Genomic DNA, 15,002 nt, shown 5'->3' with positions numbered 1-15,002 from the left:
AACGAAACCATTCTAAAACGAACAATGCTACCAACAATCAATGCCATTAAAAAAACGAGCGTCCAATTGGACGCTCATTAATATGACACTTAATTACTCTTCGTCTTGCTCATCATCAGCAAGCTCGTCTTCATCTTCGTCCAACTCTTCTTCGTCATCCAGCGCTTCTTCAAGCGCCTCGTCGGCTAATTCGCCTTCGATAATGACAGGAACAATCGGTAAACCGTTTTCATCCAGCTCGACTTCATCTTCATCAGTTTGGATTTCGTCGATACGTTGCAGGCCAACCACTTTCTCGTCGCCCGCGGTGCGGATAATCGTCACACCTTGGGTGTTACGGCCAATGATAGACACGCCGCCCGCTGGTGTACGCACTAAGGTGCCTTTATCACTGATGAGCATCAGTTCGTCGTTAAGACCCACTTGCACTGCGCCAACAACTGCGCCGTTACGCTCGCTCACCTTGATTGAAACCACACCTTTAGTCGCACGGCTCTTCGCAGGGTATTCAGAGAGTTGCGTCCGTTTACCGTAACCGTTTTCAGTCACAGTCAGAATCGCGCCATCACCTTTAGGTACGATAAGCGACACGACTTTTTGACCTTCTTCTAAACGGATACCACGAACGCCCGTTGCAGTACGGCCCATAGGACGTAAGGACAAGACTTCTTCACCGGTTTCTGGATCGAGTTTCACTTCGCCTGTTTCAGAATCACGGACTTTCTCACCAAAGCGAACCACTTTACCTTCGTTCGAGAACAACATGATTTCGTCATCACCGTTCGTGATATCGACACCGATCAGTTGGTCACCGTCTTTGAGGTTAACGGCGATAATACCGTTTGCACGTGGGTTGCTATAAGCAGTCAGAGCGGTTTTCTTCACAGTACCGTGTGAAGTCGCCATGATGATGTATTTATCAGCGGCGTATTCACGTACTGGCAGAATCGCCGTAATGCGTTCACCTTCAGCCAAAGGTAGCAAGTTAACAATTGGACGACCACGTGCCGTACGGCTCGCTAATGGCAATTGATACACTTTAAGCCAGTACATTTTACCAAAGTCAGAGAAGCACAAAATGGTGTCATGGGTATTGGCAACTAACAGTTTTTCAACGAAATCTTCGTCTTTTACCTTAGTTGCCGCTTTTCCTTTACCACCACGGCGCTGAGCTTGGTAATCGGTTAACGGTTGATACTTGGCATAACCTAAATGCGACAGTGTGACCACAACGTCTTCTTCGTTGATAAGATCTTCAAGACTCATATCGACTTCGTTAGCATTGATCACAGTACGGCGTGCATCACCGTATTCTTCAAGAATGAGTTCTAACTCTTCCTTGATGACTTCCATCAAACGCTCAGGGCTACGCAGAATAAACAGTAGCCCCGCAATAAATTCGAGCAGTTCTTCGTATTCGGCGATGATCTTATCGTGTTCAAGACCAGTTAAACGGTGTAAACGCAGTTCCAGAATCGCCTGAGCTTGTTGCTCAGTCAGGAAGTATTGACCGTCGCGGATGCCATATTGTGGCTCTAACCACTCAGGACGCGCGGCGTCGTCACCCGCTTTTTCAAGCATGCCTTGAACGTGGCCTAATTCCCAACCTTGCTCCACCAATTTCACTTTGGCATCCGCAGGCGTGGGTGAGGCTTTGATCAGTGCAATAATCGGGTCGATGTTAGCCAGAGCAACCGCTAAGGCTTCCAAAATATGGGCGCGTTCACGGGCTTTACGCAGTTCGAATACGGTACGGCGCGTTACCACTTCACGGCGATGAAGAATAAAGCATTCGAGCATTTCTTTAAGGTTAAACAGTTTAGGCTGACCATTAGTCAGAGCCACCATGTTAATCCCGAAAGAACACTGCATTTGTGTTTGAGCATACAGGTTGTTTAATACCACCTCGCCCACTTCACCGCGCTTGATTTCGATAACGATACGCATACCGTCTTTATCAGACTCGTCGCGTAGACCGCTGATCCCTTCAAGTTTTTTATCTTTAACCAGCTCGGCAATCTTCTCGATTAAACGGGCTTTGTTCACTTGATACGGGATTTCAGTGACGATAATGCGCTCACGGCCATTATCTTCGGTTTCCACATCTGCCAGTGCACGCATGATCGCGCGGCCACGGCCAGTTTTATAGGCATCAATAATGCCTTTGCGACCGTTGATAATTGCTGCCGTTGGGAAATCCGGACCTGGAATGTATTCCATCAACTGTTCAATCGACAGTGAAGGTTCTTCAATCAATGCCAAACAGCCTTTCACCACTTCCGTTAGGTTGTGTGGTGGGATGTTGGTTGCCATACCGACCGCAATACCCGATGAACCGTTAATTAACAGGTTAGGTACGCGTGTGGGTAGTACGGCGGGAATTTGTTCAGTGCCGTCGTAGTTAGGGACGAAATCCACTGTCTCTTTTTCAAGATCGGCGAGTAATTGATGCGCTAACTTATCCATACGGATTTCGGTATAACGCATTGCCGCCGCTGAGTCACCGTCGACCGAACCGAAGTTACCTTGGCCGTCTACTAAGGTGTAACGCAGTGAGAATGGCTGGGCCATACGAACGATAGTGTCATAAACAGCAGAATCACCATGGGGGTGATATTTACCGATGACGTCACCGACCACACGGGCAGATTTTTTGTAAGGCTTGTTCCAATCGTTCTTCAATTCACTCATGGCAAACAGAACGCGGCGATGAACCGGCTTTAAGCCGTCGCGCACGTCTGGTAATGCACGTCCCACGATAACGCTCATGGCGTAATCAAGGTACGAATTCTTTAGTTCGTCTTCGATATTAATTGGCGAAATAGATGATGCCAGATCAGTCATAAACTGCTCGTTCCCCTGAAAAATAGCCGACAACGTATAATCCGTATCATTGCCTAGCCCAAAAACGTGATTTGGCATTCTAACACAGTTATTTAATGTCGCCAGACCTATCCTTATCGAATTGAGAGTCTGGTGGCTTAATAGATGAAAACACTGTCAATTTGGTCGTTTGAACGATAAACAAGCATTGGAATTCGCAGCTTAGGATGAGAAAAAATCGTCAAAGGGATGAAGTAAAAGATAGATACAGAGCACAACAATTAACATAAAGCCAGAAAACTGCTGAAAATTCACTCAACCACAAGGGCTTAGCTTAGTCGAACACTTTGTTTATCAAACATAGTCGTTATAATGGCCGCACAATAACGCTACTTCAGGTAATAGCATGCATCAGAATACCAATGTGGACCCACAGGAAATCGCAAAGTTTGAACGTATGGCCGAAACGTGGTGGGATCTCAACGGCGAATTTAAGCCGCTGCATCTATTAAACCCGCTGCGCTTAAACTATATCGATCAAACCGCAGGCGGTATTTTCGGCAAGAAAGTGCTCGATGTCGGTTGCGGCGGCGGGATTTTATCTGAAAGCATGGCCCGCATCGGCGCCGAGGTTGATGGTCTCGACATGGGTGATGAGCCCCTCGAAGTCGCCCGCCTTCACGCCCTCGAAACCGGCGTAAGCATAAATTATGTAAAAAATACCGCCGAGGCCCACAGCCAAGATCATCAAGCTTATTACGATGTTGTGACCTGCATGGAAATGCTGGAACATGTGCCCGATCCACAATCTGTGATCAAAGCTTGCTGTGACATGGTCAAACCCGGTGGCTTTGTGTTTTTCTCCACCATCAACCGCAACATTAAATCCTACGTTCACACGATTCTCGGCGCAGAATATTTACTGAAGATGCTGCCAGTTGGCACCCACGAGCATAAAAAATTCATTAAGCCTTCTGAGCTGATTGAGCTTGTGGACAATACCGATCTTATCTGTACCGATGCATTAGGCATCAGCTACAACCCGTTGACGGGCATTTTCAAATACACGCCTAAGGTTGATGTAAATTACATGATCGCGACGCGTAAGGTTGATTGATATGAGTCTGGCACAGATCAAAGGCGTACTGTTCGATCTCGACGGCACCTTAGCCGATACCGCGCCGGATCTGGTGCAGGCCCTTAATTTAAGTCTTCAAGACGTCGGCATCGCCGCGCAGCCGTTAGCGGCCATGCGCTACGCCGCATCCCACGGCAGTTTTGCCTTAGTCGATGCGGCGATACCCAATGCGGCGGATGATCTTCGTACTCAAGTTCAACAAGGGCTGCTCGCCCACTATCAGCGCATTAATGGCGATCACTGTGCGCTATTCACAGGCATTGCAGCATTACTCGACTGGCTCGAGTTAATGCAGCTGCCATTTGGGATCGTCACCAACAAGCCTGCGCGCTTTACCCGTCCCTTATTGCGAAAACTGAATTTACACTTACGTATGCCCGTTATCATCAGTGGCGATTCAACCAAACACCCAAAACCCCACACGGCACCTATGTTGTTAGGCGCACAGCAACTGAACTGCGCACCTGAGCACATTTTGTATCTTGGGGATGCTGAGCGGGATTTGTTGGCAGCTAGGGCGGCGGGCATGTTAGGCGGCGTTGCCCTATGGGGTTATCTGGGTGTTAACGACAAGCCATCTCAGTGGCCAGCTCACGCACACTTTGCCAGCCCTACTGAGTTACATCAGGCATTAGCCGACGCATTCGCCTGAAAACTCGCCCATAAAATGGTTAACAAACTTCACTTTTGCACTCGAAGATAAACCTTTTACTAAAGTGACTATGCAGACGCACATATGTATGTTTGCCTGATTTTTTACCTGCGAATAAAATCAGGCTGCGAAAGGTCGGCGGATAAAAGATCGGCACTTGTGCGCTATCGCGATCTAAAGAAAAGATCGCCTAAAAATCCCCCATGAGTGCGACACGCTAACCTGAAATTGAGCTTCAAGGTTAGTCGTTACTAACGCTAAGGCTTATCCTCAACTTATCCACAAGATGTCCCCTGAATTCAGACTTGCAAATAGGGTCAAACCTCACTATCTTGTATCCCAGATAATTTAAAACACCATATCTTGTGTATAGGTAGCAATCAGACACACTAGAAGTTCGCCGCTTAATTGACTCGTTTTCAACCAGTCAGCTGTATTTAAGGGACGGTTATTGATTGTTTTACAAGGATACGTACGGTGAACTTGCTCACCTAAATAGATATAAGAACCAAGGCCTATCTCCAAATGAATAGCACTATGACAGTCACAAAACGCTGTGGCGATCGTGAGAATATCGATCTCGAAAAAATACACCGCGTAATTACTTGGGCAGCCAAGGGATTAAAAAACGTTTCTGTTTCTGAAGTTGAACTGCGCTCGCACCTACAGTTTTTCGATGGCATCCCAACCGAAGCCATCCATGAAACCATTATCAAAGCGGCAGCGGATTTAATTTCTCCAGAATCACCGGACTATCAGTTCCTCGCCGCCCGTTTAGCGGTGTTTCATTTGCGTAAGAAGGCCTTCGGTCAATTCGAGCCGCCAGCACTGTATACTCACGTGACTAAGTTAGTTGAGCTTGGCAAGTATGACATGCACATTCTGCAGGATTACAGCCGCGAAGAACTCGACGTGATGGATACCTATATCGACCATTGGCGCGATATGGACTTCTCTTACGCAGCGGTAAAGCAGCTTGAAGGCAAATATTTAGTTCAAAACCGTGTGACGCACGAAATCTACGAAAGCGCGCAGTTCCTCTACATTTTGGTCGCGGCCTGTTTGTTTGCCCGTTATCCAAAAGAAACGCGCCTGAAATACGTTAAAGATTTCTATGACGCGGTATCGACCTTTAAGATTTCGCTGCCAACGCCAATCATGGCTGGTGTGCGCACGCCAACACGTCAGTTCAGCTCTTGTGTACTGATCGAATGTGGTGACAGCTTAGATTCAATCAACGCGACAGCTTCATCGATTGTGAAATACGTCAGTCAACGTGCGGGTATCGGTATTAACGCTGGTCGTATTCGCGCCTTAGGTAGCCCAATCCGTGGTGGTGAAGCCTTCCACACCGGTTGTTTACCTTTCTATAAGTATTTCCAAACCGCAGTTAAGTCTTGCTCTCAAGGCGGCGTGCGTGGTGGTGCTGCGACCCTCTTCTACCCGATTTGGCACTTAGAAGTCGAATCTCTGCTGGTATTGAAAAATAACCGCGGCGTTGAAGATAACCGTATCCGTCACTTAGACTACGGTGTGCAGTTGAACAAAGTCATGTATCAACGTCTGATCAAGGGCGAAAATATCAGCCTGTTTAGCCCATCAGATGTACCTGGTTTATACGATGCGTTCTTTGAAGATCAAAACGAATTCGAACGTTTATATCTGCAATACGAGCAAGACAGCAGTATTCGTAAGAAAACCATAAAGGCAGTTGAGCTGTTTTCACTGATGATGCAAGAGCGCGCCTCAACCGGCCGTATCTACATTCAGAACGTGGATCACTGCAACACCCATAGCCCGTTCGATTCTAAAGTCGCGCCGATCAGACAATCTAACCTGTGTCTTGAAATCGCCCTGCCGACAAAACCATTGAACAACATCGATGATCCTAATGGTGAAATCGCGCTTTGTACGTTATCAGCACTCAACTTAGGTTCAATCAAAGAATTATCTGATATTGAACCATTAGCCGACCTCGCGGTACGCGCACTGGATAATCTGCTGGATTATCAAGATTATCCTATCAAGGCAGCACAACTTGCCTCGATGAATCGCCGTACCTTAGGTATAGGCGTAATTAACTTCGCTAACTACTTAGCGAAAAATGGCATGAAGTATTCCGATGGCAGCGCGAACGATCTGACCCACAGAACCTTCGAAGCGATTCAGTTCTATTTACTGAAAGCCTCAATGAACTTGGCCAAAGAGCAAGGTGCGTGTCCGTTATTCCACGAGACCACATACTCTCAAGGTATTTTGCCAATCGATACCTACAAACGTGACCTAGATAAAATTTGTGCTGAACCATTGCACTTAGACTGGGAATCACTGCGTAGCGATATCAAGCAATATGGCCTACGTAACTCGACGCTGTCGGCATTAATGCCTTCAGAAACCTCGTCGCAAATTTCCAATGCGACCAATGGTATCGAGCCACCACGTGGTCTTATCAGCGTGAAATCGAGCAAAGACGGTCAGCTAAAACAAGTGGTACCTGATTTCGATACGCTGAAAGATAGCTATGAATTGCTATGGAAAATGCCAAGTAATGATGGTTACTTACAGCTAGTGGGTATCATGCAGAAGTTCGTTGACCAAGCGATTTCGGCTAACACTAACTACGACCCTTCACGTTTTGAAGGCCGTAAAGTACCGATGCAAACCCTGCTGAAAGATTTGCTCAATGCTTACAAGTTAGGTGTGAAAACGCTTTACTACCATAACACTCGCGATGGTGCGTCGGATTCACACGATGACATCACCAATTTAGAGAAAGAAGACGACGGTTGCGCCGGCGGCGCGTGTAAAATCTAGTCTTTAACGTTAACGCGGCTCTTACAAATAAAAAGTATAGGGATCCCGATTGAGTGGATCCCTATCCATTGGAAAATAGCACCATGGCCTACTCTACCTTCTGTCAAACACCCAACGATGCCACCCGTGAACCTATGTTTTTAGGTCAATCGGTCAACGTGGCTCGTTACGATCAACAAAAATATGAAGTGTTCGAAAAACTGATAGAAAAGCAGTTATCTTTCTTTTGGCGCCCGGAAGAAGTAGACGTCAGTCGCGATAAGATTGACTACGGTGCATTGCCTGATCATGAAAAACACATCTTTATTTCGAACCTGAAATACCAAACCCTACTCGACTCGATTCAAGGCCGCTCGCCCAATGTGGCCTTTTTGCCGCTGGTGTCACTGCCTGAATTAGAAACCTGGATTGAGACTTGGTCTTTCTCTGAGACGATTCACTCGCGCTCATACACCCACATCATTCGCAATATTGTTAACGATCCTTCAGTGATCTTCGACGATATCGTCGTGAACAAAGAAATCTTAAGCCGTGCGACCGATATCGCCGCTTACTACGATCACTTGATCCAACTGACTCAGATATTCCATTTACTCGGTGCAGGAACCCATGTTATCGATGGCAAAGAAGTCATAGTCAACACCCGCACCCTGAAAAAAGCTTTGTACCTGTGCATGATGTCAGTCAACGCCCTAGAAGCGATTCGTTTTTATGTTAGCTTTGCCTGCTCCTTTGCCTTTGCTGAACGTAAACTGATGGAAGGTAACGCGAAAATCATTCGCCTTATTGCCCGTGATGAAGCCTTACACTTAAACAGCACTCAGCATATTTTAAGCATAATGCAAGGCGGTAAAGACGATCCAGAAATGGGTGAAATTGCCGCAGAATGCCAACAGGAAGCCTTTGATTTATTCTTCAAGGCCGCAGAGCAAGAAAAAGAATGGGCCAAATACCTGTTCAAAGACGGCTCTATGATAGGTTTGAATGAACAGATACTCTGCCAATACGTTGAATTTATTACTAACCAACGGATGAAGTCGGTGAATCTGCCACAACCTTATCCTGAAATAACCAATCCATTACCTTGGATGAAAAACTGGTTAGAAAGCGATGCTGTGCAAGTCGCGCCTCAAGAAGTGGAAGTGTCTTCATACCTAGTCGGTCAAATCGACTCAGCGGTTGATGGCGATGAATTCCTCGACTTCGATCTCTAAGACGCTCAACAGTGACGTTAAAAATGGCATTACAACAGTGACATCGAAAAAACGGCCACAAAACCTGTTTGCGAAGGCGCCAATCGTGCGCCTTCAAGGCCAACCTGTGTTGCTCTTTACCGAGCAACAAGGCACCTTGCTGCAAGCGCTCGAAGCCAAAAAAGTCAAAATCTTCTCAGAATGTCGCAATGGTTTCTGCGGTGCCTGCAAAACACGCGTCATCAGCGGAAAAGTCAGCTACTTAAACGAACCCTTAGCCGAACTCAAACATGATGAATGTTTGCCCTGCTGCTGTGTACCAACCGAAGATTTAGAGCTGGATCTATCACCTGAAGGGGCAGCTGTCGTCACCTATGCAGCCAAAGGGTCACAACACATGGGCCGCAAAGGCCATTCACCAACACAGAGCGCTATATCCCACGGTTCAAAGCAGCAAGTCTCGCCAACATTCATCGAAGTGTGCGAAAAATAACCTCTGAGTCTGATAGGGGCTAATTGAGCCTAGCGGTTTAAATGTCTTTTTTCGCCATCACACTATGCAGCTCATTGACCTCTGTCAGCGCCGCACTGCCATACCAAGGTAATAATTCCAGCACTAGACTGCCCGCTTGAATTGCAGGATCGGTTTCCGTTAAGGCTTTTGCCTCTTCAACCGTTGTAACGTCAAAGACATAAATACCGCGTAATTCGCCATCGTGTAAAAAGGGCCCCGCCAGCACTAATTTGCCCTCATTGGCAAGGCGGGTGATATTGTCCAAATGCGCCCTTTGCAATTGTTCGGCCTGTGCCTGTGTTCTATCCCGATTAGGGCCCCGCTTTAAAAAAGCCATTACATAGTGCTTCATACCGTATTCATCGGCACCGGCATTTTTAGCACGCTGCTCGTCAAACGGTGGAGTACTGTGGGCCGAAAAACTCACCATTAATCCACATAATAGGCAAGTGATAAGGCTGATGGTGATCTTAGCGTTAAAGACAGTGTTAAGCTGCATAGCGGTTCCCTCTGCGTGGGTTATGGGCGAGTTATGTGCTTAATTTAAGCATTTAAACCTTAGCGTATTTGCGGCAACTATGTTGAAAAGGCAATAAAAAAGCCTGATTAAGACTCAGGCTTTAGATGCTATATGGGCTTTTGAAAATGACTATAAACGCATCGCCAGTTCGGCACCTTGGCGAATCGCCCGTTTAGCATCAAGTTCTGCGGCGACATCGACACCGCCAATTAAATGCACTGGCATGCCTGTCGCTCTCATCTCATCCACCAAAGTGCGATTCGATTCTTGGCCAGCGCAGAGGATAACATTATCCACTGGCAATACTTCTGCTTGCTCGCCAACGCGAATATGTAAACCCGCGTCATCAAACTTGTCGTAACTCACGCCTGTTTTCATCTTCACATCATGTTGCTTAAGCACAAGACGGTGGATCCAGCCGGTGGTTTTACCTAAGCCCTTGCCCATCTTCGACGTTTTACGTTGCAGTAAATAAACCTTACGATGATCGGTATTGTCGGAATGTGGTTCTGTTAGGCCGCCCGCATGCTGGTAAGTTTTATCTATGCCCCACTGTTGCAGCCATTTATCTGGGTCCAAGGTGCTAGATTGGCGCTCACATAAGTAATGCGCCATATCAAATCCGATACCGCCAGCACCAATCAAGGCTACTGTATTACCGACAGTCACTTCACCCGAGAGCACTTTTTGATAATCGACCACCCGTGGGTCATCAAAGCCGGGTAAGACTAAATCACGCGGCACAACACCTGACGCTATCACTACTTCATCAAATTTTTCGGTCGCCAATACGCTGGCATCGAGGCGAGTGTTTAATCTCAGCTCCACCTTATGCAGCTTAATTTGATTGATGAAGTAACGGATAGTCTCGTTAAACTCTTCCTTTCCTGGGATTTTACGGGCGAGATTAAACTGTCCACCCACCTCGGATTTCGTTTCAAACAAGACAACATCATGGCCACGCATGGCGGCATAAACAGAAAATGCCATGCCCGCAGGACCTGCGCCCATCACAGCGATACGTTTTTTATTTGCTGTGGGTAAGAAGTTGATTTCAGTCTCATAACAGGCGCGAGGATTCACTAAGCAGGTCGCGCGCTTGAGTGAAAAAGTATGGTCAAGACATGCTTGGTTACAGCCAATACAAGTGTTAATCAGCTCTGGTGTGTTCGCCGCGGCTTTATTGACAAACTCAGGATCGGCGAGAAAAGGCCTTGCCATCGACACCATGTCAGCTTGACCAGAGGCAATGATCTGCTCACCAATCTCAGGGGTGTTAATGCGGTTAGTCGCAATTAAGGGCACAGAAACTGATTGTTTGAGTTTTTCAGTCACCCACGCAAAGGCGCCGCGGGGCACACTTGTCGCAATGGTCGGTACACGCGCTTCATGCCAACCAATGCCGGTATTCAAAATGGACACGCCAGCTTGCTCTAACCACTGGGCGAGCTGCACCACTTCATCCCAAGTCGAGCCGTTATCCACTAGATCGAGCATAGATAAACGGAAGATAATGATGAAGTCTTTACCGACTTTTGCCCGTATCGCGTTAACAATCTCAATTGGGAATTGCGCGCGCTTTTCAAACGCGCCGCCCCATTCATCGGTGCGGGTGTTGGTGCGCGCACTGACAAACTGATTGATCAAATAACCTTCTGAGCCCATGACCTCGACGCCATCGTAACCAGCTTTCTTGGCAAGGGCGGCTGAGCTGGCATAATCCTTAATGGTCGAGCGTACTTGGCGACTAGACATAGCAGACGGCGTAAAAGGTGTAATGGGTGATTTAATCTTGCTCGGTGCTTGGGAAAAAGGATGATAACCGTAGCGGCCCGCATGCAAAATTTGCATACAGATCTTACCGCCCGCCCCATGCACAGCCTGCGTGACCACGCGATGCTTACCGACTTGCCAAGGAAAACTCAGCTGACAAGCGTGGGGCGTAAGGCGGCCACGAAGATTAGGGGAAATACCTCCCGTCACAATCAAACCTACACCGCCCAGAGCACGTTCTTTGTAGAACGCTGCCAGTTTCTCAAATCCGCCCTTTTCTTCTTCCAAACCTGTGTGCATTGAGCCCATAAGCACGCGGTTTTTGAGCTGGGTAAATCCCAGATCTAAGGGTTCTAATAAATGGGGAAACGACATTCAAACATCCTTTTAAAACAAGTGATTTAAATCAGCATACCTTGAGTCAAATCTAAGCTCAACCGTTGGATCGAGGCCATCAGTCAAAATCCTTTACAATTGTGTTTAGCCTGTAGCGCCATTTTCAGTTAGCATGGGCAGATTGGACTTATAAAGGAGTGGCAGATGTCCGCTAACCCATCGTTTTTCAAGAGAATATGTTTGTTTATTTGGCACACCCTCAACGTGACGCGTAAACTGATCCTCAATCTGATCTTTTTTGGCATCTTAGCCGCCATTATCATCTCCATTGGCAGCAGCGAAGATATCCAAGTAGAAGACAACTCGGCGCTGGTGCTTAATCTGGCCGGCTCGATTGTCGATCAGAAACAACAGGTTGATCCCTTAGAAGCCGCATTCAAGCAAGGCCAAAATGCCAACGCCGATGGGGAAATCCTGCTAGCCGATGTGCTGTATGTAATTGACAATGCCGCGCAAGATCAAAGGATTAGTACCCTAGTACTTGATCTAGCCGATTTGAAACGTGCCGGGATCAGCAAGCTGCAATCTATCGGAGATGCACTTAACCGCTTTAAAGAAAGCGGCAAAAAAGTGGTCGCCATCGGCAATTACTACGAGCAAAATCAATATTTCCTCGCCAGCTTTGCCGACACCATTTACCTTAATCCCCAAGGCGGCGTGTCGCTTGATGGCCTGAGTATGTACAACCAGTACTTCAAATCGGCCTTAGATAAACTCAAAGTTAAAGCGCATATTTTCCGCGTAGGGACTTTTAAATCTGCGGTTGAACCCTACATGCGTGACGATATGTCCGACGCCGCTCGCGAAGCCAGCAGTGCGCTTTTAGCGGATGTATGGCAAAGCTACACCCAGACTGTCGCAGGCAATCGCAATATTGAGCCTAACTCACTGGTACCCGATGCAACCACTTATTTGGCCGAGCTCGATAAAGCCAATGGTGACTCTGCGGCAATGGCCATCAACATGAAATGGGTTGATAGCTTAGCTACCACGGAAGATTTTCGTCAAACCATGCTAGAAACCGTGGGCAAAGCCAGCAGCGGTGACAGTTTCAAGCAGGTGAGTTTTTATGATTATTTAACCTTAGTGACGCCATTGCCAAGCTTTGTTGAGCAAGACAGTGTCGGCATTATTGTCGCAAGCGGTACGATTCTGAACGGCACTCAACCTGCTGGCCAAATTGGCGGCGAAAGCACTGCCGAGCTGCTACGTAAGGCACGTTTCGATAAACACGTTAAAGCCTTAGTGCTGCGCGTCGATAGCCCTGGCGGTAGCGCCTTTGCCTCGGAGCAAATTCGTCAAGAATTACTGGCACTTAAAGCAGCGGGCAAACCTGTTGTCGTCAGCATGGGCAGTTTGGCCGCATCGGGCGGTTACTGGATTTCGGCCAGTGCCGACTACATCTTCGCAACGCCAACCACACTCACGGGTTCGATTGGGATCTTCGGCATGATCACCACCTTCGAAGATTCTCTGGCCAGTATAGGCGTACATACCGATGGCGTATCGACGTCGGAATGGGCGGGATTGTCTGTGACGCGCACGCTGTCACCGCAAGTTGAAGCGATTATCCAACGTCATATTGAACGTGGCTATTTAGACTTTATCTCGCTGGTCGCTAAAGAACGCAAGATGACCATAGAACAAGTCGATAAGATTGCCCAAGGCCGAGTGTGGAGTGGTAAAAAAGCCCTTGAGCTTGGCTTAGTCGATGAACTGGGTGATTTAGATGAGGCGATTGCTAAAGCCGCTAAACTCGCTGATATGACGCTATTTGATACCCGCGTTATCGAACAAGAACTGACACCCGAGCAACGCTTAATGCAACAGATGTTTGCCTCAGTATCGAGCTACCTGCCCGCCTCACTCAGCCAGTCATCGATGTTAGAGCAAATGCTAGCGCAATGGACCAGCAGCTTGAAAACGTTAACCTCTTTTGATGATCCAAATAACGTCTACATCTACTGCGATACTTGCAACATGATGAACTAAATCTGCCAGCGTCTAGGTTGCAGCTCGCAACTTCAAGATGATGACAAAGACAAAGCCCGGATCTCCGGGCTTTTTTATTGGGTTTATGTCAGTTAAATCGTATAATTCGGCCACTTGAAGCTAAGAAAACGACAAGAATGACTAAACGCTCCATTTATGTTGCCTATACAGGCGGCACCATAGGTATGCAAAAAACCGATAACGGCTTCGTCCCCGTTGCGGGATTCCTGACTCAGTGCGTGCAATCTATGCCCGAGTTTTACCATGAAGAAATGCCGACATTCGTTATCCACGAATATTGCCCACTTATCGACTCTTCCAATATGGCGCCGACTGATTGGCAGATGATCGCTGATGACATACAAGCTAATTACGATAAATACGATGGCTTTGTGATCCTCCACGGCACAGATACCATGGCGTATACGGCTTCAGCGCTGTCATTTATGCTGCAAGGTTTGTCAAAACCTGTGATTGTAACGGGCTCACAAATTCCCCTCGCCCAACTGCGCTCAGACGGTCAAACCAATTTATTAAATTCACTCTATATTGCGGCCAATTATCCGGTCGCAGAAGTGTGTTTATTCTTCAATAACAAACTCTTTCGGGGCAATCGCTCGACGAAGGCCCATGCCGACGGTTTCGATGCTTTTGCTTCGCCTAACTTCCCGCTACTGCTTGAAGCTGGGATTAAAATCAATCTGCGCGCAGGCAAAATCACTGTTGCCAACGATATCCCATTGGAAGTGGCGCATATCAGTCCGCAGCCTGTCGGTGTGGTGACCTTGTATCCGGGGATCTCGACCCAGATTTTTGAGAACATTCTGCAGCAGCCGGTTAAAGCCCTCATACTACTGACATTTGGTGTGGGTAACGCGCCGCAGGATGCGGCCTTACTCAAAACCTTAAGGCAAGCGGATGAACGTGGCATAGTGCTGGTGAATCTTACCCAGTGTTTCCAAGGTAAGGTGAATATGGGCGGCTACGCCACGGGTAATGCGCTCGCTAAAGCTGGCGTGATCAGTGGCGCCGATATGACTATAGAAGCAGCCTTAGCTAAACTGCATTATTTACTATCTAAAAATTTGCAGCCAGCCGAGATAAAAGCGGCCATGTTGCAAAATCTAGTCGGTGAACTGAGCATAGATTAACGCCATAGTCTTTAAATATTTCCCTTATTGCACAAT

The 15,002-nt window shown here is 47.4% G+C and carries 10 protein-coding genes; 7 read left to right on the top strand and 3 right to left on the bottom strand.

Going from position 1 to position 15,002, the window contains the following annotated elements; translation table 11 throughout:
• Positions 1 to 93: 93 nt before the first annotated feature.
• Entirely contained in the window at positions 94 to 2,844 is a 2,751-nt protein-coding gene (gene gyrA / locus NE536_RS09175; protein WP_261272508.1) for a DNA gyrase subunit A, read from the bottom strand.
• 385 nt (positions 2,845 to 3,229) lie between these two features.
• On the opposite strand from gyrA, the gene ubiG reads away from it, so the two are divergent.
• The 5 genes from ubiG to yfaE all read left to right on the top strand — a co-directional run bounded on the left by ubiG (position 3,230) and on the right by yfaE (position 9,113).
• Positions 3,230 to 3,940 carry a bifunctional 2-polyprenyl-6-hydroxyphenol methylase/3-demethylubiquinol 3-O-methyltransferase UbiG gene (gene ubiG, locus NE536_RS09170; protein WP_106650580.1) on the top strand — a complete coding sequence of 237 codons (711 nt, stop codon included), beginning with the start codon at positions 3,230 to 3,232 and terminating at the stop codon, positions 3,938 to 3,940.
• A gap of 1 nt (position 3,941) precedes the next feature.
• The gene (locus tag NE536_RS09165) at positions 3,942 to 4,613 is read left to right on the top strand and encodes an HAD family hydrolase (protein ID WP_261272507.1); all 672 of its coding nucleotides are present in this window, start codon (positions 3,942 to 3,944) and stop codon (positions 4,611 to 4,613) included.
• A 525-nt stretch (positions 4,614 to 5,138) separates the two neighbouring features.
• A complete protein-coding gene (nrdA, locus tag NE536_RS09160; protein ID WP_261272506.1) occupies positions 5,139 to 7,427 on the top strand; it encodes a class 1a ribonucleoside-diphosphate reductase subunit alpha in 2,289 nt (762 codons plus the stop codon).
• Between the two features lie 83 nt (positions 7,428 to 7,510).
• Entirely contained in the window at positions 7,511 to 8,641 is a 1,131-nt protein-coding gene (gene nrdB, locus NE536_RS09155; protein WP_028759863.1) for a class Ia ribonucleoside-diphosphate reductase subunit beta, read from the top strand.
• Positions 8,642 to 8,678: 37 nt separating this feature from the next.
• Entirely contained in the window at positions 8,679 to 9,113 is a 435-nt protein-coding gene (gene yfaE / locus NE536_RS09150; protein ID WP_261272571.1) for a class I ribonucleotide reductase maintenance protein YfaE, read from the top strand.
• Positions 9,114 to 9,150: 37 nt separating this feature from the next.
• Here yfaE and NE536_RS09145 read toward each other — a convergent pair whose 3' ends face one another.
• Entirely contained in the window at positions 9,151 to 9,633 is a 483-nt protein-coding gene (locus NE536_RS09145) for a YciI family protein (protein ID WP_261272505.1), read from the bottom strand.
• A gap of 150 nt (positions 9,634 to 9,783) precedes the next feature.
• Complete coding sequence (locus NE536_RS09140; RefSeq protein ID WP_261272504.1) at positions 9,784 to 11,802, bottom strand: oxidoreductase; 2,019 nt, start codon at positions 11,800 to 11,802, stop codon at positions 9,784 to 9,786.
• A 165-nt stretch (positions 11,803 to 11,967) separates the two neighbouring features.
• On the opposite strand from NE536_RS09140, the gene sppA reads away from it, so the two are divergent.
• Both sppA and ansA read left to right on the top strand, forming a co-directional pair.
• A complete protein-coding gene (gene sppA / locus NE536_RS09135; protein ID WP_261272503.1) occupies positions 11,968 to 13,815 on the top strand; it encodes a signal peptide peptidase SppA in 1,848 nt (615 codons plus the stop codon).
• 137 nt (positions 13,816 to 13,952) lie between these two features.
• Positions 13,953 to 14,966 (top strand): asparaginase, encoded by a 1,014-nt coding sequence (ansA, locus tag NE536_RS09130; RefSeq protein ID WP_261272502.1) that lies wholly within the window; start codon positions 13,953 to 13,955, stop codon positions 14,964 to 14,966.
• Positions 14,967 to 15,002 lie beyond the last annotated feature (36 nt).

It is taken from the genome of Shewanella septentrionalis (assembly GCF_025370265.1).
GTDB classification, from domain to species: Bacteria; Pseudomonadota; Gammaproteobacteria; order Enterobacterales; family Shewanellaceae; genus Shewanella; species Shewanella hafniensis.
This window is presented reverse-complemented; position numbering and strand designations above follow the sequence as displayed.

What these genes read in the sequence shown, in the direction of transcription:
- NE536_RS09140 (WP_261272504.1), bottom strand. Translation starts at nt 11,802, where the DNA reads ATGTCGTTTCCCCATTTATTAGAACCCTTAGATCTGGGATTTACCCAG.
- gyrA (WP_261272508.1), bottom strand. Translation starts at nt 2,844, where the DNA reads ATGACTGATCTGGCATCATCTATTTCGCCAATTAATATCGAAGACGAA.
- ubiG (WP_106650580.1), top strand. Translation starts at nt 3,230, where the DNA reads ATGCATCAGAATACCAATGTGGACCCACAGGAAATCGCAAAGTTTGAA.
- NE536_RS09145 (WP_261272505.1), bottom strand. Translation starts at nt 9,633, where the DNA reads ATGCAGCTTAACACTGTCTTTAACGCTAAGATCACCATCAGCCTTATC.
- nrdA (WP_261272506.1), top strand. Translation starts at nt 5,139, where the DNA reads ATGAATAGCACTATGACAGTCACAAAACGCTGTGGCGATCGTGAGAAT.
- ansA (WP_261272502.1), top strand. Translation starts at nt 13,953, where the DNA reads ATGACTAAACGCTCCATTTATGTTGCCTATACAGGCGGCACCATAGGT.
- NE536_RS09165 (WP_261272507.1), top strand. Translation starts at nt 3,942, where the DNA reads ATGAGTCTGGCACAGATCAAAGGCGTACTGTTCGATCTCGACGGCACC.
- nrdB (WP_028759863.1), top strand. Translation starts at nt 7,511, where the DNA reads ATGGCCTACTCTACCTTCTGTCAAACACCCAACGATGCCACCCGTGAA.
- sppA (WP_261272503.1), top strand. Translation starts at nt 11,968, where the DNA reads ATGTCCGCTAACCCATCGTTTTTCAAGAGAATATGTTTGTTTATTTGG.